We start from the raw sequence: 23338 nt of genomic DNA, 5'->3' as shown, positions 1-23338 counted from the left end.
GAGATTAAGTATTTCTATTGCAGCAATAATATTAGCTGCTGGACGCGGTGAAAGAGCAGGGTCTCCCCATAAAATTCCAAAACAATATCGGCTTCTAGGACAAAAGCCGATTATTTATCATACCGTGCATTGTTTTTTGCAGCATCCAGCTATCACAACAATTATCCTTGTTATTCATCCAGAAGATCGTCAAATCTGTGAACAAGCTATCGGCGATTTTAAAGAGCGCCTTATTATCGTTGAAGGAGGCAGGACACGTCAAATCTCTACCTTACATGGACTTCAGGCACTCAAAAAATTCAATCCCCAATATGTGCATATTCATGATGGTGCACGCCCCTTTATCGAAAACAAGCTTCTTGATAACATTCACAACACGATCACACCTCAAGAAGGTGTTCTTCCTGTTCTGCCCATCTCTGATACCCTTAAACGTATAAATAATCAGCATGTTTTAGAAACAATTCCCCGTACCCATCTTTATAGTGCACAAACTCCACAGTGTTTTCCCTTTGAACATATCTTAGCGGCCCATAAACAAGCAAAACAAGCTTGCAAAAAAGAATTCACTGACGATTCTGCGATTGCCGAATGGTTTGGAATTCCTATGCGTACCGTTCCTGGGGATCCTAACAACATAAAAATTACATGGCATGAAGATTTTAATACTGCACATTTATATCTCCAAAAGAAAATGCAAATATTTCCTGATATCCGCACCGGCAATGGTTATGATGTTCACTCTTTCGAGGATGGTGATTTTCTTATTTTATGTGGTATAAAAATTCCTTTTCATAAAAAATTGAATGGACACTCCGATGCGGATGTTGCTCTTCATGCGCTAACAGATGCCCTGCTCGCTACGCGAGGTGCTGGAGATATTGGCACACATTTCCCTCCCTCTGATCCTCAATGGAAAAATGCATCATCAGAAATTTTTCTCCGTCATGCTCTTGATATTCTAAAACAAGCAAGTGGTCGTATCGCCAATGTTGATATCACAATTATTGCTGAAAATCCTAAAATTGGTCCCTATCGTCATGCCATGACAGAAAAGCTTATGACAATACTTTCAATAACACCTGATCGAATCTCTATCAAAGCAACAACAAATGAAAGGCTTGGATTTATTGGTCGCGGTGAAGGAATTGCTGCTCTTGCAACAGCGAGCGTTCTTTATTCAGGAGAACTTCCCCAATGACATATCTTTGTGAAAAACAAGCACATGAAGTCCTTAATATCTTTCGCCAAAAAGGTTTGCTGTTAACAACTGTAGAGTCTTGTACAGGAGGACTCATTGCTGCAAGCCTCACAAATATTGCAGGCTCGTCAGATGTTCTCGATTGTGGATTTGTTGTTTATTCAAATGAATCTAAAACACGCCTTGTTGGCGTTTGTGCTGAACTTATAAGAACCTATGGCGCCGTTTCAAAAGAAGTTGCTCTTGCAATGGCTGAGGGTGGATTAAAACATTCACAAGCTGACATTGCAGTCTCTGTAACAGGAATTGCTGGTCCAGGAGGAGCAAGTCTTGATAAACCTGTAGGACTTGTGCACTGCGCAGTTGCTTACAAAAATCATAAAACTCTGCACAAAGAAATGCACTTTGGTCATCTTAACCGCAATGCTATCCGCCATGCAACTGTTGAAAATGTTTTTAAAATGATTCTGGAATTGCTTCACTGAATTCCCCATACTAATTTCAAAGCTCTCTATTCCACATTGAGTCTATAATCGTCAACATCTTGAAAAAATGATTTATTGTGCCACAACTTTAAGTTGAATCAATCAAATTTATTTACTTGCACGCCACAAGAAAAAAACTGTATAAATAAAATAATTAAAGAAAGGGATACTTGTACCTCTCTCAAATGCTAAGAGCTCGCGCAACATCTTGAGAGATGGCAAATCAATGGTGCAGGCTGACTTTTTCATAAGTGTAAAGATGTTGATTTATATACTTTTACGAGTATCTCTACTATTTATTATGAAATGGGTATGACGCAAGCATGTCCTATTTGGGCGTTTTGTTTGGATATGCCTCTATTAAAAAAGAGAAACAAAAGCGTAAAGCTGTGCATCATCTTCATCATTTAAAATGATATTCCTTTAATATGCTTTTCAAAGCTGAAAAAGATGAATTAAAACAAATAGTAAAGATGAAAACCAGTTTTCACCTTCACGCTGTTATAAGCAATACGTATTGTTAAAAAATAACAGAATAGACTATGTTATCGTAGAGCCATAAATCTGATGCGCACGCTTCTCAAAAGCGTCGGTGAATTTACGAAACGCAATATCAAACATTGAGCCCATCACTAATCCAAGCGTTTTACTTTTAAATTCATAATCAATAAAAAACTCTACATTACATGCATTGGTATTTTCAATATCATGAAAGGACCAACGATTTTCAAGATATTTGAATGGACCATCAATATATTTAACTTCTATAAGATTTTTTTCCGGCTGAAGAAATACTTGAGTCGTAAAAGTTTCACGGATAATCTTATAGCCAACGGTCATATCCGCAAGAAGCAACATTTTTTTCCCATACTCTTTTCGAGAACGTACTATCAAAGACTCACACATTGGTAAAAATTCAGGATAACGCTCAATATCTGAAACCAGCTCAAACATTTCACTGGCACTATGGGTGATCTGCCGATGTATTGTAAAAATCGGCATATTTATCTCTGTAAGGAAAATTTTTCATCACGCGCTTTTTGCAAAATAGCAAAATCATCTCCAGCATGATGAGATGAACGCGTCAGAGGATTGGAGGCCATATGTAAAAATCCTTTTACTTTACCAATCTTGGCAAAAGACTCAAATTCTTCAGGAGGCACAAAACGAACAACTGGATGATGTTTTCGTGTAGGCTGCAAATATTGTCCAATCGTCATAAAGTCAACATCAGCAGAGCGCAAATCATCCATCAATTGCAAAATTTCATTTCGCTCCTCCCCAAGTCCAACCATAATTCCCGATTTTGTAAAAATTGTTGGATCAAGTTCTTTAACGCGTTGTAATAAACGAATTGAATGAAAATAACGTGCCCCTGGACGAACCTTCAAATATTTAGAAGGAACTGTTTCTAAGTTATGATTAAAAACATCAGGCTTAGCAGCAACAACAACTTCTAAAGCGCCATCCTTATGACGAAAATCAGGTGTCAGAACTTCAATTGTTGTTTTAGGAGTTTTTTGACGAATCGCATAAATAACTTTTGCAAAATGCTCAGCACCACCATCAGCAAGATCATCACGATCAACAGATGTAATGACAACATGTTTTAATTCCATCCGTGCAACAGCATCGGCTACGCGTTCTGGCTCATTATCATCAACGGCAAGTGGAATACCTGTTGCAACGTTACAAAAAGCACAAGCACGCGTACATATTTCACCTAAAATCATAAAGCTAGCATGCCGCTGGCTCCAACATTCGCCAATATTAGGGCAACCAGCTTCTTCACATACAGTCACTAACTTATGCGTACGTACAATACCATGTGTTTCCTTATAAATTGGTGATGTTGGCGCTTTTACACGAATCCAATCTGGCTTTTTTTGAACGCTTGTATCAGGACGATGTGCCTTTTCAGGATGACGCAAACGTCTATTTGTAACTCTATCAACAACCGTAACCATTTAAGCCTTTGCCTTATAAATACGAAGTAACAATCAAAAATATAAAATCTTTCACACAATCCAGTCATCAAGCGTTTAAAACTTGACCATAAGCATCCAATACACTTTCTTTCATCATTTCCGATAAAGTCGGATGTGGAAAGACAGTATGCATTAATTCTTCTTCTGTTGTTTCAAGATTCATGGCAATAACAAAACCCTGTATCAATTCTGTTACCTCAGCCCCTACCATATGGGCCCCAAGAAGCTGTCCTGTTTTTTTATCAAAAATCGTTTTTACTAACCCCTGATCTTCACCCAAAGCAATCGCCTTGCCATTCGCAGCAAAAGAATAACGACCAATACGTATATCATAACCTGCTTCTTTTGCTGTAGCTTCTGAAAGCCCTACAGAGGCAACCTGTGGTGTACAATATGTACACCCTGGAATTTTTCTTTTATCAAGCGGATGAGCATTCTTTAAACCTGCAAGATGCTCAATACATATCACACCTTCTTCTTCTGCTTTATGTGCCAACATAGGAGGACCTGCTACATCACCAATAGCATAAATGCCTTCCACCCCCGTCCAACTCCATTCATCGGTTACAATGCACCCGCGATCGGTTTTTATTCCCAAAGCTTCTAAACCAAGATTCTCAATATTACCTTGCACCCCAACAGCGGAAATCAATCGGTCAACAGTCATTGACTCTATTTTACCTTGAACATCAATATGTACAGTCACAGAATCAGAAGATTTTTCAACCTTTGTTACTTTTGCTTGACGAAGAATGCGTAAACCTTTTTTCTCTAACTGTTTACAGGCAAACGTTGAAATTTCAATATCTTCAGCAGGCATGATGTGGGGCATCATTTCAACAACAGTTACCTCAGCTCCCATATCACGATAAAAAGAGGCAAATTCAATGCCAATAGCCCCAGACCCTATAACCAAAAGCGATTTTGGCATTGCTGGCGGTATCATAGCTTCAAAATAAGTCCAAATGAGTTTTCCATCTGGCTCAATACCAGGAAGGACACGAGGACGTGCGCCCGTTGCAATAATGATATACTTTGCTTGATAAGTTCCCTCCCCTAACGTCCCTTTAGGGACTGGATTTTGCGGTTGCATAATCGGTTTTGAGGATGAAGAAACCATAATTTCCGCAGGATGGCTTCCCTTCGCTTCTTTGGTAAGCTTTGCTTCACCCCAGATAATATCAATTTTGTTTTTTTTCATTAAAAAATCAACGCCAGCATTTAAACGTGCTGAAACACCGCGTGAACGTGCCACAACATCTTTGATGTTTGCCTCAATTGAACCATTAATTTTTAATCCATAATTTTTTGCATGTTCAGCAAAATGTTTCATTTCCGCTGAACGTAGAAGGGCCTTTGTTGGAATACATCCCCAATTTAAACAGATCCCTCCCAAATGTTCACGTTCAACAATCGCAGTCTTAAAACCACATTGTGCTGCACGAATTGCGGTTACATATCCGCCTGGACCTGATCCAATCACAATTACATCATAAAGATTTGCCACAGTAATTCCTCCATGGATATATATAAAACGGATATGCATTTTTTGAACTTAAGACTGCAAAACAACATCACAGAATTATCTTATGTCTTTTGCTTTAAGCTTCACGTAAATGCTTTACCCAAACCAGAAATAGCAATAACATTGCTCTTCAAACTCTTAAATTTGTTTTTATTCTCTTAACACACTCTCTCACAACTTACGTGAAGAACTGTTAAACAGTTCAAACTAACATTGCTAATGGATTTTCAATTATCTTCTTAAAAGTCCGCGCGAGCTCTGCGGCTAAAGCACCATCGACAGCACGATGATCCGCAGAAATTGTAACTGACATAACTGTCGCAACAACTAATGTACCATTTTTAACAACGGCGCGTTCTTCCCCTGCACCAATCGCAAAAATCGTCGCATGCGGTGGATTAAGGATAGCCGAAAAACTTTTTATACCATACATCCCCATATTTGATACAGCTGTTGTTCCACCCTGATATTCTTCCATTTTTAACTTGCCCTCACGCGCACGCTTTGAAAAATCCTTCATCTCTTTGGAAATAAGGGATAACGGCTTTTCCTCTGCATGGCGAATAATCGGCGTAATTAATCCATTGGGAATAGAAACAGCAACCCCAACATCACAATGTTTATGATGAAGCATTCCGCCTTCAAGCCAAGAGACATTCGCATCAGGAACAGTTTTCAAAGAAAGTGCGACAGCTTTGATCACCATATCATTAACAGAAAGCTTATAAGTAGGCTGAGTTTCTTCCTGCCCCTTAATCATTGGTGCAGCAGCATTCAGTTGTGTACGCAGTGCTAATAGCGCATCAAGTTCACAATCTACCGTTACATAGAAATGTGGAACTCTCTGTTTTGATTCCATCAAACGTGTTGCGATTGTTTTACGCATATTATTATGGGGTGCGAAGGTATATTCATCCTCTTTAAAGAGTTTCAGTATCTGTTTGTCAGAAGCACCTGTAGCTACTAGCTCCCCTATTTGTGATGAATAAGACACTTTAGAAATATCACTACTTACAGCTTTTTCTACATCGCGCTTGATAATACGCCCATGCGGACCACTTCCAAAAATAAGGGATAAATCAAGACCTTCCTGAGATGCTAATCGCCGCGCTAAGGGAGAGGCAAAAAGACGCGCTTCCTTTTTATCTTGCTGCATTAATTGCTGAGCTGATGATTCATGAGACATTTTTGTACCCTTTGAGTCCGTCTGTTTCAGAGAATCTGTCTGTTTTACGTCCTCTGGTTCTTGTCTTGTAGAAGAAGAGATTTCTTCTGAAACTTTTGCAGCTTCAGCTAAATCTTCACCTTCTTCTGCTAAAACAACAATTAAAGCATTTACTTTAACGCCTTGTGTTCCAGCAGGAACAACAATTTTGGCAACCCTACCTTCATCAACGGCTTCGACTTCCATTGTCGCTTTATCCGTCTCAATTTCAGCAATAACATCACCAGAGAAAACTTTATCTCCCTCCTTAATATTCCATTTTGTTAAATTTCCCTCTTCCATCGTAGGGGAAAGCGCTGGCATTGTAATTTTAATGGGCATTATGCTTTCCTCCGTTATGCTCTGTATGTCACAGCCTTAACGGCCTCAATAATTTCAGCAATATTAGGCAAAGCCAACTTCTCAAGATTAGCGGCATAAGGCATCGGAACATCTTTGCCAGAAATCGTAGCAATTGGCGCATCAAGATAGTCAAAAGCCTGCTGCATAACACGCGTTGCTATTTCAGTTCCCACGGATGACTGAGGAAATCCCTCTTCAATTGTTACCAAACGACCTGTTTTTTTAACCGAAGAAAGAATTGTTGGAAGATCCATCGGGCGAATGGTTCGTAAATCAATCAATTCAACATCAATACCAAGCTGTTCAATTTCCGGCAACGCTTGAACGGCATAATGCATTCCAATTCCACACGCGACAATCGTCACATCTTGTCCAGACTTATGAATACGCGCCTTACCAATAGGCAAAACAAAATCATCCAGTTGAGGGACATCAAATTGATGCCCATACAAAATCTCATTTTCAAGAAAAATAACAGGATTATCATCACGAATAGCAGCTTTCAGCAAACCTTTTGCATCTGCAGCACTATAAGGCATGACAACTTTCAAACCTGGTACATGACTGTACCATGCAGCGTAGCATTGAGAATGTTGAGCACCAACACGGGCAGCCGCACCATTGGGACCTCGGAAAACCATAGGAGCGGTCATTTGTCCACCAGACATATAACGTGTTTTTGCTGCTGAGTTAATAATTTGATCCATCGCCTGCATCGCAAAATTAAAGGTCATAAACTCAACAATGGGACGTAACCCTCCAAAAGCAGCCCCAACAGCCAACCCAGCAAAGCCGTGCTCTGTAATTGGGGTATCAATAACTCGGCGCTCTCCGAATTCTTCCAATAAACCCTGACTAACCTTATAGGCACCTTGATATTGCGCGACTTCTTCCCCCATGAGAAAAACTTTTTCATCACGCCGCATTTCTTCAGCCAAAGCCTGATTAAGCGCTTCACGAACTGTCATTGTAACCATTTGTGTTCCCGCTGGAATATCAAAATCAGGAGACGTATCAAAAGTAGGAACCTGCGGAACTGACGAAGGCAGAGAAAGAGGAGATTCCTTAGGTTTTTGTGCTGTATCCGTAGGTTGCGAAATATCCTCAGCACGCTCACCTTCTTCTAACAAAATCGCAATAACAGTGTTGACCTTTACGCCTTCAGAACCTTCAGGCACAAAAATTTTACCAAGAGTACCTTCATCAACGGCCTCTACTTCCATTGTAGCCTTATCCGTTTCAATTTCAGCAATAACATCGCCAGAGCTAACCTTATCACCTTCTCTCTTGAGCCATTTAGACAGTTTACCTTCTTCCATAGTTGGTGAAAGCGCCGGCATCAAAATATCAATAGACATACTTGCTTCCCTCGCATCAAACTAAAATATCAGTATAGAGCTCAGAAGCATCTGGCTCTTGATCACTTTGTGCAAAATCTGCCGCATCAGCAACAATTGCACGAACCTCTTTCTCAATAGACTTTAAATCATCTTCGTTCGCCCAATTTTTCTTAAGAATCCGACTTTTTACTTGATCAATCGGATCGTGTTCCTCTTTTATTTTTTGGACTTCTTCCTTTGAACGATATTTTGCTGGATCAGACATGGAATGACCACGATAGCGATAGGTCTGCATATCAAGAATGATCGGTCCTTTACCTGAGCGTGCCCAAGAAATCGCTTCATCAGCAGCTCCTTTTACTGATCGAACATCCATACCGTCAACAACAATACCTGGAATTTCAAAAGAAAGACCACGTCGGGAAAAATCAGTTTCTGCAGATGCACGTGAAACTGACGTTCCCATAGCATACTGATTATTTTCAATAATATAAACAACAGGAAGCTTCCAAAGTGAAGCCATATTAAAACTTTCGTAAACCTGCCCCTGATTTGCGGCACCATCACCAAAATAAACCAATGTCACATTATCTTTACCAAGGTACTGATTCGAAAATGCCAAACCTGAACCAATTGGAACCTGCGCACCAACAATACCATGTCCTCCATAAAAGTTCTTTTCTTTAGAGAACATATGCATCGAGCCACCTTTCCCTTTGGAAAAGCCACCTTGACGTCCCGTTAATTCTGCCATGACACCACGTGGGCTCATCCCAACGGCTAACATATGACCATGATCACGGTAAGACGTAATAACCTGATCACCTTCTTTTGCCGCTTTCAATGTTCCTATAACAACGGCTTCCTGACCAATATAAAGGTGACAAAATCCCCCAATAAGCCCCATACCATAAAGTTGTCCTGCTTTTTCTTCAAAACGGCGAATTAAAAGCATTTCACGATAAGCATCAATTTCTTCTTCTTTTGTAAAGTCTGCTATTGGTGCTTTCTTTGTGGTGCTTGATAATGCAGTGCGCGCCACCGACGCAGAATTTTTTTTAAGTCGTTCTGCCATATTAAACTCCCTTTTATGATTATTTAGGAATAACCTTTACGAACAAAAGTTACAAGCCTTATCAATCGGCTTAAACAATATCATTGCTGATTGTTGTTTAAATTAAGCGATTTTTCATTTACCTTTGGTATCATTTCAAGGTATTAAGATTGTCAGTTCATTTGGCTTAGAAAAGTTCAAATTCTTTCGGACATACTCATCCAGCATATCTTTTTCTATATGTCCATTGCGTAAAAGAGAAATACGCTTTTCCATGAATATCCGCTCAGCTTCTATTTTATGAAGCTCCTTTTCTAATTCGCTAATATGCTGATTAACTTCACTGCGTGAATACAATCCATACTCACCATGATAAATGTGATAACTGAAATAGCTTAAGACTCCCACCGTCATAAGAGGTAGTACAAAGCGCACTTTGATTGATCGACGTTTCTGCTTTGTCCACATAAAATAGCACAGTCTTTACAGCACAAATTTTTTAATATTTTGCCCAACTATGCACGATTTTGATTAATACCTCATTACCAAATCTATACACTCAAACAATTTGTTATCACCAATTTATCCCCCCCTTAAATACAATCAAAGTAAGCTGAATGCCCCACTTTTTGTATTACAAATATTGGATATCCCACTAACTTGTGATTTTACACCCATCTTTGTCTTTAAAATTTCCTGTTAAAATGACTATAAAATCAATCAATACCCAAGGTGTAATTATCAAAAAAACTCCTATAAGCCCTACCGGCATAAATATTACACTTATTATAAGTATTACACTTATTATATTTATAAGAAGCATTGCAATGCCCGTTCCAACTTTACCAACCATAAAACGATGAATTCCTAGTCCACCTAGAAAAAAACAAACGACCGCTAACGTCACTTTTGATTGCTGTGACTGACCTTCAGTCAAGATAGGGAAAATAGATTTAATGGTATCCCCTTCACACACAAAATCAACGACGTCACCAACTTTCGGCGGCGTTTTTCCTGACCAATCCCAATTCGCAAACTGATAGCGCTTACCATCAGCCCCTGAAATGAAATAATCTCCTTGATCATGACCAATAATCTTACCTTTCATCTTCACCACCTATAAAATTGTTATTCATAAAGAAGCTTTTCTTCTAATATGATAATATGTTGAATAAACCTCACAGCATGAATACAGTCTGTATTCACCGTGATATATGACAATTTAAAAAGCTAAAAATCCCCCAACAACTTAAAATTCCCGCAATTACAAGTGGTAATACAAAGCACGCTGTTCGATTTGCACCTTTGCTTTTTTCATATGAAATAGTACAGTCTTTTTCAATAGTTTTATTTAAATATTCATAATTTTCTTTAATATTTCACATTTAAAGACATAGACTAAAATAATTTACATTATTAAATTAATATATTGACAACATTAAAAGTAAAGAAAATTCTTAGCTCTTTACATTTTATATTATTCTAAAATTTCTACCAATTTATAATTTTATCCCCATTTTCATCCCTAAAATATCCGGATAAAATAACTATAAAATCGATAAACGACCACGGTATAGTAACTAACAGCCCTATACCTGTTATCGTTATAAGAAGCATTGCAATGCCCGTTCCAACTTTACCAGCCATAAAGCGATGAATTCCCAACCATCCAAAAAACCAACAAACAAGTGCTATCGCCAATCTTGATTTTTCTGACTGCGATTTACTCAAAAGAGGGAGAACAGATTTAACAACATTATCTTCATATACAAAATCAACGGTATCACCCACTTTTGGTGGTTTTTTTCCTAACCAATCCCAACTCGTAAATTGATAACGCTTACCATCAGCCCCAGAAACAAAATAATCTCCTTGATCCTGACCAATAATCTTACCTTTCATCCTCGACCACCTATAAAGCTTCTCCTCATGTGTTATTCATAAAGAGATTATTTCTTTTTATAATATGCTGATTAACCTCACGGTGTAAATAAAATTTGTAGCAGCCGTGATAAACGTGAAATTAAAATAGTTTTGATCCCCCCAATGAGCTAATGTTTTCTGCAGCTATAAGCAGCAATACAAAACACACCTTAGTGGATTTACGCCGTTGTTTTACCCACATAAAATAGCACAGCCTTTTTCAATACTTTTATTCAACTGTGCATATTTCTCTTAATATCTCACATTAAAGAAATAGAGTACAACAATCTTGCATTATGCAGCTTACTATATTGATCAAAATAAAAAGTAAACTTAATTATTTTCTTTTTATTATAAATTTTTAAAAATCTGTAATCTGATTCCCGTCTTTATCCGTAAATCTTCCACCAAGAATGAGTATAAAATCAACAATTGCCCAAATACCGGTAATTATCAATCCAAACAATGATAAAGATAGAATCAGCATTAAAGCACCAGTCCGAACTTTACCAACCATAAAGCGATGAACACCAAAGATACCTGAACACCAACAAAGGAGTGCGAACATTATCTTTGAATTCTCTGTACCTGGTCTCAACAATGGAAAAACAGAACTGACAACACCCCCCTCACAGACAAAATCAACAGTATAACCGATCCTTGGCGGATTCTTTCCCATCCAATCCCAAGTCGCAAACTGATAACGTTTACCATCATCACCCGAAACGAGATAAGTTCCTTGATCTTGACTAATAATTATACCTCTCATCTTAATCCCTATAAATTTAAACACTTAAAAATTATTGCGTATATGCCTTTGATAAGAAATCTCAATTTCATAGTCTAAATGATCTTATACTTTCATATTTTGTGCTCACAACTATACACGATATAAATCACCAGCATAACGCGCTTGGGCCCCTAGCATTTCTTCAATACGAATAAGTTGATTGTATTTTGCTAATCTATCCGAACGTGCAAGAGAACCTGTTTTAATTTGTCCACAATTCGTTGCAACAGCAAGATCTGCAATAAAAGAATCCTCTGTTTCGCCTGAACGATGAGATATAATGGCACGATAACCTGCTTTATGTGCTACTTCTACAGCATCAAGTGTTTCACTCAATGTACCAATTTGATTAACTTTTATGAGAATAGAATTGCCTACCCCCATTTTGATACCATCACGCAAACGTGCTGAATTCGTTACAAACAAATCATCGCCAACAAGCTGACATTTTTCTCCAATTGTGTCAGTGAGTAACTTCCAACCTTCCCAATCATCCTCAGCCATTCCATCTTCAATTGTAATAATAGGATAATTTTTCACAAGCTGCGCTAAATAATCTACCTGCTCTTGGATGTCACGGCATTTCCCCTCACCTTTATAAAAATACGAACCATTTTTATAAAATTCGGTTGAAGCACAGTCTAAACCAATGGCAATTTGTTCCCCTGGTTTGTAGCCACATGTTGTAATAGATTCCATAATAAAATCAATTGCTTGATCAGCACTTTTAAATTGAGGTGCAAAACCACCTTCATCACCAACATTGGTATTATAACCCGCATCTTTTAAACGCTTTTTCAATGCATGGAAAATCTCAGCGCCATAACGGATAGCTTCTCTTACAGTAGGGGCTCCTATAGGAATAATCATAAACTCCTGAAAATCAATCAAATTATCAGCATGAACGCCACCATTAATAATATTCATCATAGGGGTTGGAAGAATATGCGCTTGTGTACCACCAATATAACGATACAAAGGTAAATTTAATGAATCCGCAGCTGCTTTCGCAACAGCTAATGAAACACCAAGAAGTGCATTGGCACCAAGACGGGCTTTGTTTGGCGTTCCATCCAAAGCAATCATTGCTTGATCAATAGCGATTTGATTTGTTGCATCCCGCCCACCAAGTTCTTCAAGAATTTCGCCATTAACTGCAGCAATCGCTTTTTCAACACCTTTCCCTTGATAGCGCAAACCACCATCACGAAGCTCTATAGCCTCGTGTGCTCCTGTTGAAGCTCCCGATGGAACCAGAGCACGACCAAAAGCTCCATTCTCCAAATGAACATCAACTTCTACCGTTGGATTACCACGGCTATCAAGAACCTCACGTCCAATGATATCGACAATTATAGTCATATGTGTTTCCTTATCCAATAAAAGTCTCGATTCATTTCTAATGCCCTATTAATAAAATATTTTTTCTCTTCTTAATTCAACTTCTTTGACAGATAATCAAACTCCATTAAAGTCTCAAGCAATCTTTTTAAATTATCAAGTTTAACCATGTTGGGTCCATCAGAAGGTGCATTATCTGGATCTTGATGCGTTTCTAAAAAAATACCTGCTACCCCAACAGAAACAGCCGCACGTGCTAAAACTTCAACAAATTGACGCTGTCCACCAGATGAAGCACCCTGCCCCCCAGGTTCTTGAACAGAATGCGTTGCATCAAAAATAACAGGAGCACCAAATGAACGTAAAATAGGCAATGAACGCATATCAGAAATAAGTCGGTTGTAACCAAATGATGTGCCTCGCTCACAAAGCATAACATTGGGATTACCACTGTAAACAACCTTTTTTAAAACATTCTCCATGTCCCACGGCGCTAAAAACTGACCTTTTTTAATGTTAATAACACAGTCTGTTTTGGCGGCTGCTACCAAAAGATCTGTTTGACGACATAAAAAAGCCGGTATTTGTAAAATATCAACCGTAGAAGAAACAATTGTACATTGCTCTTCTGTATGCACATCAGTTAATATGGGACAATCAAACTCCTTTTTTAAATCAGAAAAAACAGCCATTGCTTTTTCAAGACCAATACCACGTGCCGCCCCTAAAGAAGTTCGGTTAGCTTTATCGTAACTCGATTTATAAACAAACCCGATACCAAGCTGATCGGTAATTGTTTTAATACGACCAGCCATTTCAAAAGCATGATCGCGACTTTCCATCTGACACGGCCCTGCAATTAATGAAAGAGGCATTTCATTTGAAAAAATAATATTTCTAACTTTCACACGGGCATTTGGTTTAGTCATTTTATCCCTCAAAAGCAAAGTAACCCAATTTATGCATTAAACCAATCGACTTTGTTCTACAGCGGCTTCAATAAAAGAAGAAAAAAGCGGATGTGGATCAAAAGGACGGGATTTTAATTCTGGATGATATTGAACACCAATAAACCATGGATGATCTGCATATTCTATAGTTTCTGGTAAAATACCATCAGGAGACATCCCAGAAAAAATCAAACCACACTGTTCTAACTTATCCTTATAATCAATATTGACCTCATACCGATGACGATGTCGCTCGACAATCTTGGTCATCCCATAAATTTGAGCAATATGACTCTCTTCTTTTAATTCAGCAGCAAAAGCACCAAGACGCATTGATCCGCCGAGATCACCGTTTCTTGTACGTTTTTCAAGAACGTCTCCTTTAAGCCATTCTGTCATTAAACCTACAATTGGATTTTCTGTTTCGCAAAACTCACTTGATGAAGCATTCTTAATCTGTGCAATATTGCGCGCAGCCTCTATACAAGCTAATTGCATCCCAAAACAAATCCCTAAAAATGGAACTTTACGCTCTCGTGCAAATTGAATTGCTCGAATCTTTCCTTCTGCCCCTCGTGCCCCAAAAGCACCTGGAACCAAAATTCCATGGGCTTTTTGCAAAGCTGAAACAGAATCTTCTTTTTCAAAAAGTTCCGAATCAATCCACTCAATATTAACTTTTACTTTATTCGCTAAACCACCATGCGCAATCGCTTCAATAAGAGATTTATAAGCATCCTTTAAACCCGTATATTTTCCTACAACAGCAATCGTAACTTCTCCTTCAGGATGGTGAATACGATGCGTAATATCTTCCCAACGATCCATCTGAGGAGAAGGTGCCGAATCGATTCCAAAAGCGCAAAGAACTTCAGAGTCCAACCCCTCCTTATGATATGCCATAGGAACATCATAAATTGTTGGCATATCTAATGCCTGAATGACTGCATTGGAGCGAACATTACAAAAAAGTGATAATTTGCACCGTTCTGTTTCTGGAATAGATCGATCTGCACGTACAAGCAAAATATCAGGAGAAATACCAATTGCTTGCAATTCTTTGACAGAATGTTGTGTTGGTTTCGTTTTTAATTCACCTGCCGAAGGTATATAAGGCATTAATGTGAGATGGACATAAACGACACTTTGTCTTGGTAGCTCATTGCGAAGCTGACGAATCGCTTCTAGAAAAGGCATTGCTTCAATATCACCAACCGTTCCCCCTATCTCACACAAAACAAAATCAAACTCTTCATTTCCCATCGTAATGAATCTCTTAATTTCATCCGTAACATGAGGAATAACTTGAACTGTTGCCCCCAAATAATCACCACGCCGCTCTCGTTCAATGATATTGCGATAAATACGCCCTGTTGTGATATTATCTTGGCTATTTGCAGACCGCCCAGTAAAACGCTCATAATGACCAAGGTCAAGATCCGTTTCTGCACCATCATCGGTCACAAATACTTCACCATGTTGATAAGGTGACATCGTACCTGGATCAACATTTAAATAAGGATCAAGTTTTCGAAGACGTACACGGTAGCCACGAGCCTGTAATAACGCTGCTAACGCCGCCGCTGCGATGCCTTTTCCAAGGGAAGAAACCACACCACCAGTAATAAAAACATAACGTGCCATGGGCTTATGGTGATAAGCAATTTATAATGATTTTTCCAGCAAAAAATGCAAAAAGAAACAATTTTTCTTCTAAAATAAAAAAGGTGAAAAAATCACCTTTTAAAAAGTCTATATTTTCTTAAAAAACTATTTCGTACTGTTATCCGGAACTGTGTTTTCAAGAACCGGTGGAACTGGGCTTTCTGCTTCAGGATTTGTGGACTGTTTCTGTTCCTGCGGAGAATTCGAATTGCCTCCTAGCTGTTCAAGAATAGAAGGGGAAGACTCACCATCTGATGATGGGACTGATTCTGAGGCTTTATTGGTAGAATTCTGCTCTGAATTAACCGGTATACGCTTTAAAATATCAGAACTAGAATTTGATATATTACCCACCACGGTAAGCCCAATAGACACAACAAAAAAACAACAGGCTAAAATAGCAGTCAAACGTGTTAAAGGGTTTCGAGATCCACGAGTTTTCATCAACCCTGAGCTATTACTCACACCTAGCCCACCACCTTCTGAAGGTTGGATTAATATAACACCAACCAAAGTAATCACAATCAACAAATGAATAATTATAAGTACTGTTTGCATAAACCCTGCTCTTCAAATAACTCTTTCATAGCTATTTACACATAAATAATACACAATCCAAGGGGAAACTCAAATTTCTCTACTATAGTTTACGACAAACATCGCAAATAGTTAAAAAATCAATCGCTTTTAAGCTTGCTCCACCTATCAAAGCACCATTAACATGAGGAATGCTTAAAAGCTCAAATGCATTGGATGGCTTTACGGACCCACCATAAAGCAGACGTATCTTATTGCCTTCATCACTAAAACGAGAACGCACCTTATCACGAATGAAATGATGTACTTTTGCAATATCTTCTGGAGTCGCTGTATTGCCGGTGCCTATCGCCCAAACAGGTTCATAAGCGATAATGGTATTCTCTGCTGTTGCATCATCTGGTAAAGATTCTTCAAGCTGCTGCGTGAGAATATCCAGCACTTTATTATCATTACGCTCCTCCAATGTTTCACCAATACACACAAGGGCCACAAGACCTGCTCGCCACGCAGCTTGCACTTTGGCACAGACAATCGCATCATTTTCCTGATACACTGTACGACGTTCTGAATGCCCAATAATGACATGACTTGCTCCTGCTTCTTTAAGCATAAAAGCTGAAATATCTCCAGTATAGGGACCATGATCATCAAAATGACAATTTTGTCCTCCCAAAAGGAGATTTTCACCATCCAGCATATCAGAAGCACGAGATAAAAGCGTTGCTGGGACGCAAATAAGTGCCTCAAAAAGATGACTGAGATCAGAGCTAACGCCTGTAGCAATAGCACGCAACTCTCCAAGCGATTCACTCGTTCCATTCATTTTCCAATTTCCAGCAAGAAAAGGCCGAGTATTTGGAGACATATTTTCACCTCAAGAGCTCTTACAATACATTGTTTATCTGTAGTTACCAAATTATAACATGAAAGCAAGTCTTTAAAGCTTGCATCTTTCATCTCTTTATTGCAAATTCCATTAGCTTTGATAATAACTCACATTAAAAATGGACTTGAACAATGCTTGACATCATAAGAAATGCTACAAATTCTTGGATTTCTAGAATTTTCCTTGCTATTTTACTCTTATGCTTCATTCTTCTATGGGGAATACCGCAGTTACACAAAAAAAGTGAAAGAGATCTTATTACTTCTGGAAAGTCCAGAGTAACTGTCGATGATTATCGTCTTGCACTTGCCGATCAAAGCGCTCGTTTAGCACATGCTGCTTATCTTGGACGAATGTTTACAGCAAATGAAATGCAGCAATACCAAATTCCTGCTTTTGTGTTTAATCAATTACAACAAAATGTATTACTTGATGAACAAGTACGTAAAATGAAAATAAGTCTTTCAAAAGATACAATAGCTCATACGATTGGTTCTGATAAGATGTTCCAAGTAAATGGCACTTTTGATAAAAATTTATTTTATAACTATCTTCAGCATTTACGTATTAGTGAAAGTGCTTTTCTTAATTATTACACCAAACAAGAAAAGCGTAACCAACTTATTTCAGCTTTACTCTCTGATATGAAAGCACCCAATCTCTTTTATAAAGCACTTGCTCTTTATCAAGGAGAAATGCGTATTGCTGATTATCTTGTTATTGATCTAAAAGAAAAGGAAACAATTGCTGATCCTGATGACGAAACACTACAAAAATGGTTTAAAACACATCAAAGTCAATTTCGTGCTCCAGAATACCGCACTGTCTCTTTGCTATCTATGGAACTTAATGATTTTGTAAAACCTAAAGATATCTCAACAGATGAGGCAAAAGCCTATTATACACAAAATGCTTCACGTTTTGTAACGCCTGAAAAGCGTACATTCGAGGAACTGCAATTCCCCTCACGTGAAGAAGCCGATAATGCAGCAAAAAAAATAGCTGATGGATTGAGTTTTGATGAACTGGTAAAAGCTGAAAACAAGACTCTTAATGACATAAAAAAAGGTCCTCTCGCAGAAAATGAACTTCCTAGTCATCTAGCCTCTGAAATTTTTGAACTTCAACAAGGCCAAGTCAGTACTGTGATAAATGACTTACAGGGACCTATTATCATTCGCGTCACGCATATTGAACCCTCAAGCTCTCTTCCTTTTGAAAAGGTCGAAGAAAATATTCGCCAAACACTTGCCAAAAATCGTGCTACTGATGATATCCGTAACAATTATGTAGCCATTGAAAATGCTCGTTTTGAGGGTGCTTCTCTCAAAGAGCTAGCTGACCAATACAAGTTATCTTTGCGCACAATTACCATTGATAAAACGGGAAAAACGCTTGAAGGTGCAGCACTCACGGATTTACCTCAAAAAGATATTTTACTGAATGCCATCTATCAATCAAATGAAGGAGTCGATCTTGATCCTCTCTCTTTTCAAAATGGTGGATATCTCTGGTATAAGGTCGATAAAATTATTCCTGCCCGCGATAAAACACTTGAAGAGGCTAAGCTAGATGTTCTTTCTCAATGGAAAAGTGAGGAAATCCAACGTCTTCTTGATGAAAAAGCTCAAAATGCTCTCAAACAGCTCACGGAAGGAAAAAGTCTTGTTGCTCTTGCTCGTACCCTTGGTGTTACAAAACAAACAACACCAGCCCTCCGGCGTCAAGACTCATCTGACCCTCTTGGCGTTGAAGGGATTAAAGCATTATTTTCTGCTCCCAAAGGTCATTATGGCATCATAAAAGGTCCACTTGCAACAAACCGTATCATTTATCAAATAAAGACTGTCACCATGCCTAAAGATATCACGCCTCATACTCTTTCAACTGAGGTCCGCGCCAATATAGATATGATGATAAGAGAAGATCTCAAGCTAGAAATGCTACAAATTGCCAATAAAGAACATCCTTTGGAAATTAATAGCACAAATTATAATCAGATCTTTAACGCTCTCCAATAAAAAGGTTGTACATAATTTAAAGAACTTATTTGATAAAGTTTCCATCAGCTCTTCGTCTATAGTTGAAGAGGTAAGATAGGTCTCTTGTTTGCATATCTTAGGATCAACATTTGTATAATGATTAATTCTCTCGCAAATCAGTGCATGTATGGATTTGCGAGAAAATAGTCAATGGAATGTAGAGTCGTTTTTGCAACGCATTAAAAAATATTATCCATCCAAAGGTTGTAAAATTTGTCGCACACTAAGCTATACCCATTAAGCTATAAATGTCATCCCTATCGTCATTCATTTATAGCTTATCATATTGCTACTCTTAATACTCATTCATAAGGAGCGTATTGCTTTTTCTTTAAATGATTTCATTTACACACCCAACTTATAGTATACAAAAAACTATTTTTAAAATTCATTATAAAAATGAAGAAATCTTTTTCTATTCAAGACTCTCATTCAATATGAGAAAAAACGAATTATCATTATAAATCAATATATTCATAAATCATAACAATCATCAATTATGATTTTATAATTTCTCAAAAATAAGAGTTTTTATAGACTTATAGACTGCCAAGATAACTTCTCTCATAAAATTTCTTATTCTTTTGCGCTCATAACAACCAAAACATCAACATTTTTTATAACAAAAAATGGTTTGGAAACACCATAGCTCCTTTTATCTTCATATGAGAAAATCAGTCTATATGTTACGCATTCCAACGTGGTAATATTCTTTTACAATATCTTTGGAAAATTGCCGCTTACTGCTGCCCTTGTTATCAACCAATAGCGATATATCAATGGCAACGTTGCACTCTCTTGAAAAATTGCAGCACCCAGCTGTATAGCTTTTTGAAGAGAAGCTGGAACAATGACCAATGGAAGAAAAGCTGGCTTAAGAACTCTAGGTAAAGCACAAGAATACTCGTAAAATTTGGTATAATGATCGCGCGATAATGCTACCATAGCTTCAACAATACGATCCTTTTGTTGATCACTGAGACGATGAGATTCCAAATCTTCCCTATTCACTCCTACAGCCTTTAATATATCAGTAGGTAAATAATATTGATATCGTGATTGCATGAATGATAAAAGACGCAATACACCGCTTAATCCTTGAGAAATCCCTCCATGTTCATAGATATCTGTAAACTCTTGTGCAGTATCAGGATCTAATATCTGACAAGAAAGCTGTAAAATTATGCTTGCTGTCTCACCACAATAATGCTCTAGATCATGAAGCGTTTCTATTGGATTGTGATAAAGATCTAAAATTTGTGCATTACAATAACGTAAAAAAGCTGTCTTAGGTAAATTAAAAAGAGTTATTGCTTTCAATAAATCACTCAAAATCGGATTATTTCCACTCGTTTGCATTTCACCATGAGCAATAGAATCATACCACCAACGTAACCGTATTTCTCCTATGAGTGGATCATGTACACTTTCGCGAATACGAGAAACTTCAGCATTAAATACATAAAGAGCAGCCAATGCTTGGCGCTTTTTTCTAGGTGCAAATAAAACCGATATATAGCGATCACGATCTATGGTACGTAAAATATCAAGACAATAAGGAAGAGAGCCTATCATTTGAACCTATTAACGTCCCTTTTTTAGTAATGAAATTAATATCCTCTTTTTATTCATATTAAAAAATGAGGGATAAGCAAATACAGTTCAGAAAATAAGATTTTTAAATGTGTCTTTTAACTGTATTATGAATTAGAATTTCTTTTCTAGTCACTTTTCGTTTTAGAAAGAAAAAAATTAAATAAATAACTTTTCTGATAAAACTTATCTTATCGGGCTTCAAGTTTTCATTTGCAGTAAAAAAAGCTAAAAACTAATCGTAACATGCATAGTAAAACTTAGAATAACAAACAACGCAAAACACTTTTTCACTAAATAGATGACAATGTTATTTTATAAAAATGCACTGATCACAAAAACTTCATCAAATCATTAACCTCCTCCCCACCCTAAAGGACAAAGATTCTTACCAATACCAATTTGTAAAAAATCCAATTGCTCTCGGTGAGTTTCTATTACTATCAACGCATTTATTTATAATGATAATTCATTGTTTTATATGTTAAATTAGAATCTCAAATATCGTAGATATGCTTTCATTTCAAACCAATTCCATGTTGAATCAATCAAAACTATTCCCTTGCACGTCACAAGCGGGGCTGGCTTGTAGGTAAAAACTGTATAAGAAAGAATTAAAAATGCCTCTTATGAACTGTCTCAAGTGCCAAGAGTTGATCACTCATGTGATTCATTGAACTACGAACAAGCTCTGCCCTGAATACTTGCTACTGTATTTAAAAACACTTAATGTGTTAAGTTATGTATATTTTATTCCCCTTCTATCACCACTTTAAACGACGGTATTTTACGGCGCAGTAAAATAATCACACAAGTCTTTCATACTAGACGAGAGCATTTGTTTTATTAAACAATACTCTATTCTACCGCAAATAATAATGCCGCAACAGCGCGATCTTCAGCCAATAAAACATTAAATGTACGCACCGCCGCTCCCGTACTCATTGTATCTGATGAAATACGTTTTTCCCATAAAAGCACCCGTAACTCTTCAGGTAATCGCAATAATTCAATTCCAGTACCTATTAATAAAACTTCGATTTCAGAAGCTTCTTCTAAAATACGAGATAGATCCCCTTGAGTGGGAATAGGCCCTGCCATGTCAATACCATAAATACCCGATGGTACACAAATAATAGAACCTCTATGAGACATATCAGCAAAACGAAATCCACCATTTCCATAAGCATCAATAGGTGCGCGACTTGGAAAATGTGCTTCACGAATTTGAATTGCATCGAACATGAAAAAGCACCCTTTATTTTTGTCTTTGCTACTTCTTACCATAAAAATTAAAGGAAGACTGATACAAACATTGATATGTTAACCATAGCCTAGTATTGAAGTGAAAATTTTATATAAAACCTTAATCTTCTCATACAGCAAGTATATGAAAATTTGATAATAAACCGCGATCAAATGCTCTACCTGCTTAAATAAATCTACCTTTTAAAAAGTTTTCTCAGTTTATTTACTCACAAGTTTCTTTTTATAGAAACAATGATCTTGTTTAAAAAACAGAAAAAAATTGCGTAATATTCTATAAATAAAGCAACTATTTTAATAATCTCAAGGAAACAAAAACTCGATTTTCTGTATCCACTATAAAAGCCACTTTTCCAATGAAATTGTCTTGATCTTGCCAAGCTTTTTATAAAAATGCTTAAAAAATGTAATAAACTGCCATTACACCTTAAGATTCATTTTCTTTTGATATAGCTTTTTTCTCTTTAGAGACACTCATATTTTCTTTCGTTGTCGTTTTAGATTTAGACTTTTGTGGTGTTTCTGCTTTAGCATTAAGCTTTGATTTTTTTTCTGCAATCGGCTCACCTTTAACGCGCACATCAGCTAATGTTGAGCGAATAACACGAATATTCATACTCTCACCAATTGCAACCTCTAATTCACCACTCTCGTCGTGAACCTTCGTAACCTTGCCGATAATACCACCACCCGTTATAACTGTATCACCACGACGTACTGCATTAAGCATTTCTTGGCGTTTTTTCATTTGGGTACGCTGTGGACGAATGATAAAAAAATACATAATTGCAAAAATTAAAATGAGTGGGACAGCGCTAACAAATGAAAATCCACCGGAAACATCGCCTGCAACTTGAGCATAAGCGTTCGTAATAAACATTTTTATCTCCTATAGTTAAACTTCAGGTATTCCCCACTCTATTAAAATAAAATTCCGATTCAGAAAAAATTCTTAAAGAATTCATTATAAAAAGCAATAACTACATAATCTAATCACAGCTTTACAAAAATGCAATAAATCCTTAAGAGACAGAATACCAAAATACAATGAGAAAAATCTTTAAAAATAGATTCATTTTTCCCTATTATATATCCTACAATGTAAACCTTTTCACTAACTCAATAAATGATACAAGATAATTTTTCTAATGAAAAAACTTTAATTTATATAGATAATTTATC

General features: G+C 37.3%; 21 protein-coding genes. 3 read left to right on the top strand and 18 right to left on the bottom strand.

What is annotated here, in order from left to right; translation table 11 throughout:
• Window positions 1-10 precede the first annotated feature (10 nt).
• Complete coding sequence (locus tag ACFIKB_RS05170; RefSeq protein ID WP_375652979.1) at window positions 11-1201, top strand: bifunctional 2-C-methyl-D-erythritol 4-phosphate cytidylyltransferase/2-C-methyl-D-erythritol 2,4-cyclodiphosphate synthase; 1191 nt, start codon at window positions 11-13, stop codon at window positions 1199-1201.
• Window positions 1198-1686 carry a CinA family protein gene (locus ACFIKB_RS05165; protein WP_375636491.1) on the top strand — a complete coding sequence of 163 codons (489 nt, stop codon included), beginning with the start codon at window positions 1198-1200 and terminating at the stop codon, window positions 1684-1686. The genes ACFIKB_RS05170 and ACFIKB_RS05165 overlap by 4 nt, the downstream gene beginning before the upstream one ends.
• Before the next feature lie 540 nt (window positions 1687-2226).
• On the opposite strand, the gene ACFIKB_RS05160 is transcribed toward ACFIKB_RS05165, so the two are convergent.
• The 15 genes from ACFIKB_RS05160 to tpiA form a co-directional block, all read right to left on the bottom strand.
• Window positions 2227-2688 (bottom strand): type II toxin-antitoxin system RatA family toxin, encoded by a 462-nt coding sequence (locus ACFIKB_RS05160; protein WP_273788342.1) that lies wholly within the window; start codon window positions 2686-2688, stop codon window positions 2227-2229.
• Between the two features lie 2 nt (window positions 2689-2690).
• The gene (gene lipA, locus ACFIKB_RS05155) at window positions 2691-3653 is read right to left on the bottom strand and encodes a lipoyl synthase (RefSeq protein WP_273723360.1); all 963 of its coding nucleotides are present in this window, start codon (window positions 3651-3653) and stop codon (window positions 2691-2693) included.
• 67 nt (window positions 3654-3720) lie between these two features.
• The gene (gene lpdA, locus ACFIKB_RS05150) at window positions 3721-5181 is read right to left on the bottom strand and encodes a dihydrolipoyl dehydrogenase (protein WP_375636493.1); all 1461 of its coding nucleotides are present in this window, start codon (window positions 5179-5181) and stop codon (window positions 3721-3723) included.
• A gap of 220 nt (window positions 5182-5401) precedes the next feature.
• Window positions 5402-6745: a pyruvate dehydrogenase complex dihydrolipoamide acetyltransferase gene (locus tag ACFIKB_RS05145; protein ID WP_375652975.1), complete on the bottom strand. Its 1344-nt coding sequence runs from the start codon at window positions 6743-6745 to the stop codon at window positions 5402-5404.
• 14 nt (window positions 6746-6759) lie between these two features.
• On the bottom strand, window positions 6760-8124 hold the full coding sequence (locus tag ACFIKB_RS05140; protein WP_375652973.1) for a pyruvate dehydrogenase complex E1 component subunit beta: 1365 nt from the start codon (window positions 8122-8124) through the stop codon (window positions 6760-6762).
• A 16-nt stretch (window positions 8125-8140) separates the two neighbouring features.
• Window positions 8141-9181: a pyruvate dehydrogenase (acetyl-transferring) E1 component subunit alpha gene (gene pdhA / locus ACFIKB_RS05135; protein WP_273788346.1), complete on the bottom strand. Its 1041-nt coding sequence runs from the start codon at window positions 9179-9181 to the stop codon at window positions 8141-8143.
• A 135-nt stretch (window positions 9182-9316) separates the two neighbouring features.
• Window positions 9317-9628, bottom strand: a complete 312-nt coding sequence (locus ACFIKB_RS05130; protein WP_012754998.1) for a septum formation initiator family protein — start codon at window positions 9626-9628, stop codon at window positions 9317-9319.
• Between the two features lie 187 nt (window positions 9629-9815).
• Complete coding sequence (locus tag ACFIKB_RS05125) at window positions 9816-10268, bottom strand: TM2 domain-containing protein (protein WP_375628670.1); 453 nt, start codon at window positions 10266-10268, stop codon at window positions 9816-9818.
• Window positions 10269-10651: 383 nt separating this feature from the next.
• Window positions 10652-11062: a TM2 domain-containing protein gene (locus tag ACFIKB_RS05120; RefSeq protein WP_273788348.1), complete on the bottom strand. Its 411-nt coding sequence runs from the start codon at window positions 11060-11062 to the stop codon at window positions 10652-10654.
• Window positions 11063-11444: 382 nt separating this feature from the next.
• Window positions 11445-11852 carry a TM2 domain-containing protein gene (locus ACFIKB_RS05115; protein WP_273788349.1) on the bottom strand — a complete coding sequence of 136 codons (408 nt, stop codon included), beginning with the start codon at window positions 11850-11852 and terminating at the stop codon, window positions 11445-11447.
• Window positions 11853-11963: 111 nt separating this feature from the next.
• Window positions 11964-13235 carry a phosphopyruvate hydratase gene (eno, locus tag ACFIKB_RS05110; protein WP_273788350.1) on the bottom strand — a complete coding sequence of 424 codons (1272 nt, stop codon included), beginning with the start codon at window positions 13233-13235 and terminating at the stop codon, window positions 11964-11966.
• 71 nt (window positions 13236-13306) lie between these two features.
• A complete protein-coding gene (kdsA, locus tag ACFIKB_RS05105) occupies window positions 13307-14143 on the bottom strand; it encodes a 3-deoxy-8-phosphooctulonate synthase (RefSeq protein WP_375636499.1) in 837 nt (278 codons plus the stop codon).
• Window positions 14144-14179: 36 nt separating this feature from the next.
• On the bottom strand, window positions 14180-15808 hold the full coding sequence (locus ACFIKB_RS05100) for a CTP synthase (protein ID WP_026500351.1): 1629 nt from the start codon (window positions 15806-15808) through the stop codon (window positions 14180-14182).
• Window positions 15809-15934: 126 nt separating this feature from the next.
• Entirely contained in the window at window positions 15935-16387 is a 453-nt protein-coding gene (secG, locus tag ACFIKB_RS05095) for a preprotein translocase subunit SecG (RefSeq protein ID WP_273788352.1), read from the bottom strand.
• 82 nt (window positions 16388-16469) lie between these two features.
• Window positions 16470-17234, bottom strand: coding sequence for a triose-phosphate isomerase (gene tpiA, locus ACFIKB_RS05090; protein ID WP_375652972.1), 765 nt, complete (start codon window positions 17232-17234; stop codon window positions 16470-16472).
• 152 nt (window positions 17235-17386) lie between these two features.
• On the opposite strand from tpiA, the gene ACFIKB_RS05085 reads away from it, so the two are divergent.
• Window positions 17387-19276, top strand: coding sequence for a peptidyl-prolyl cis-trans isomerase (locus tag ACFIKB_RS05085; RefSeq protein WP_375652971.1), 1890 nt, complete (start codon window positions 17387-17389; stop codon window positions 19274-19276).
• 735 nt (window positions 19277-20011) lie between these two features.
• Here ACFIKB_RS05085 and ACFIKB_RS05080 read toward each other — a convergent pair.
• The 3 genes from ACFIKB_RS05080 to yajC all read right to left on the bottom strand — a co-directional run bounded on the left by ACFIKB_RS05080 (window position 20012) and on the right by yajC (window position 23036).
• Window positions 20012-20872, bottom strand: a complete 861-nt coding sequence (locus ACFIKB_RS05080; RefSeq protein WP_375652969.1) for a phytoene/squalene synthase family protein — start codon at window positions 20870-20872, stop codon at window positions 20012-20014.
• An 876-nt stretch (window positions 20873-21748) separates the two neighbouring features.
• Complete coding sequence (locus ACFIKB_RS05075; protein ID WP_012754989.1) at window positions 21749-22135, bottom strand: Mth938-like domain-containing protein; 387 nt, start codon at window positions 22133-22135, stop codon at window positions 21749-21751.
• Between the two features lie 448 nt (window positions 22136-22583).
• Window positions 22584-23036 carry a preprotein translocase subunit YajC gene (gene yajC / locus ACFIKB_RS05070; RefSeq protein WP_375644901.1) on the bottom strand — a complete coding sequence of 151 codons (453 nt, stop codon included), beginning with the start codon at window positions 23034-23036 and terminating at the stop codon, window positions 22584-22586.
• Between the last annotated feature and the right edge of the window lie 302 nt (window positions 23037-23338).

It is taken from the genome of Bartonella sp. MR110HLJHH (genome assembly GCF_042194225.1).
GTDB lineage: Bacteria > Pseudomonadota > Alphaproteobacteria > Rhizobiales > Rhizobiaceae > Bartonella > Bartonella grahamii.
The sequence above is the reverse complement of the archived record's forward strand: the minus strand, read 5'-3'. Positions and strand labels throughout refer to the sequence as shown.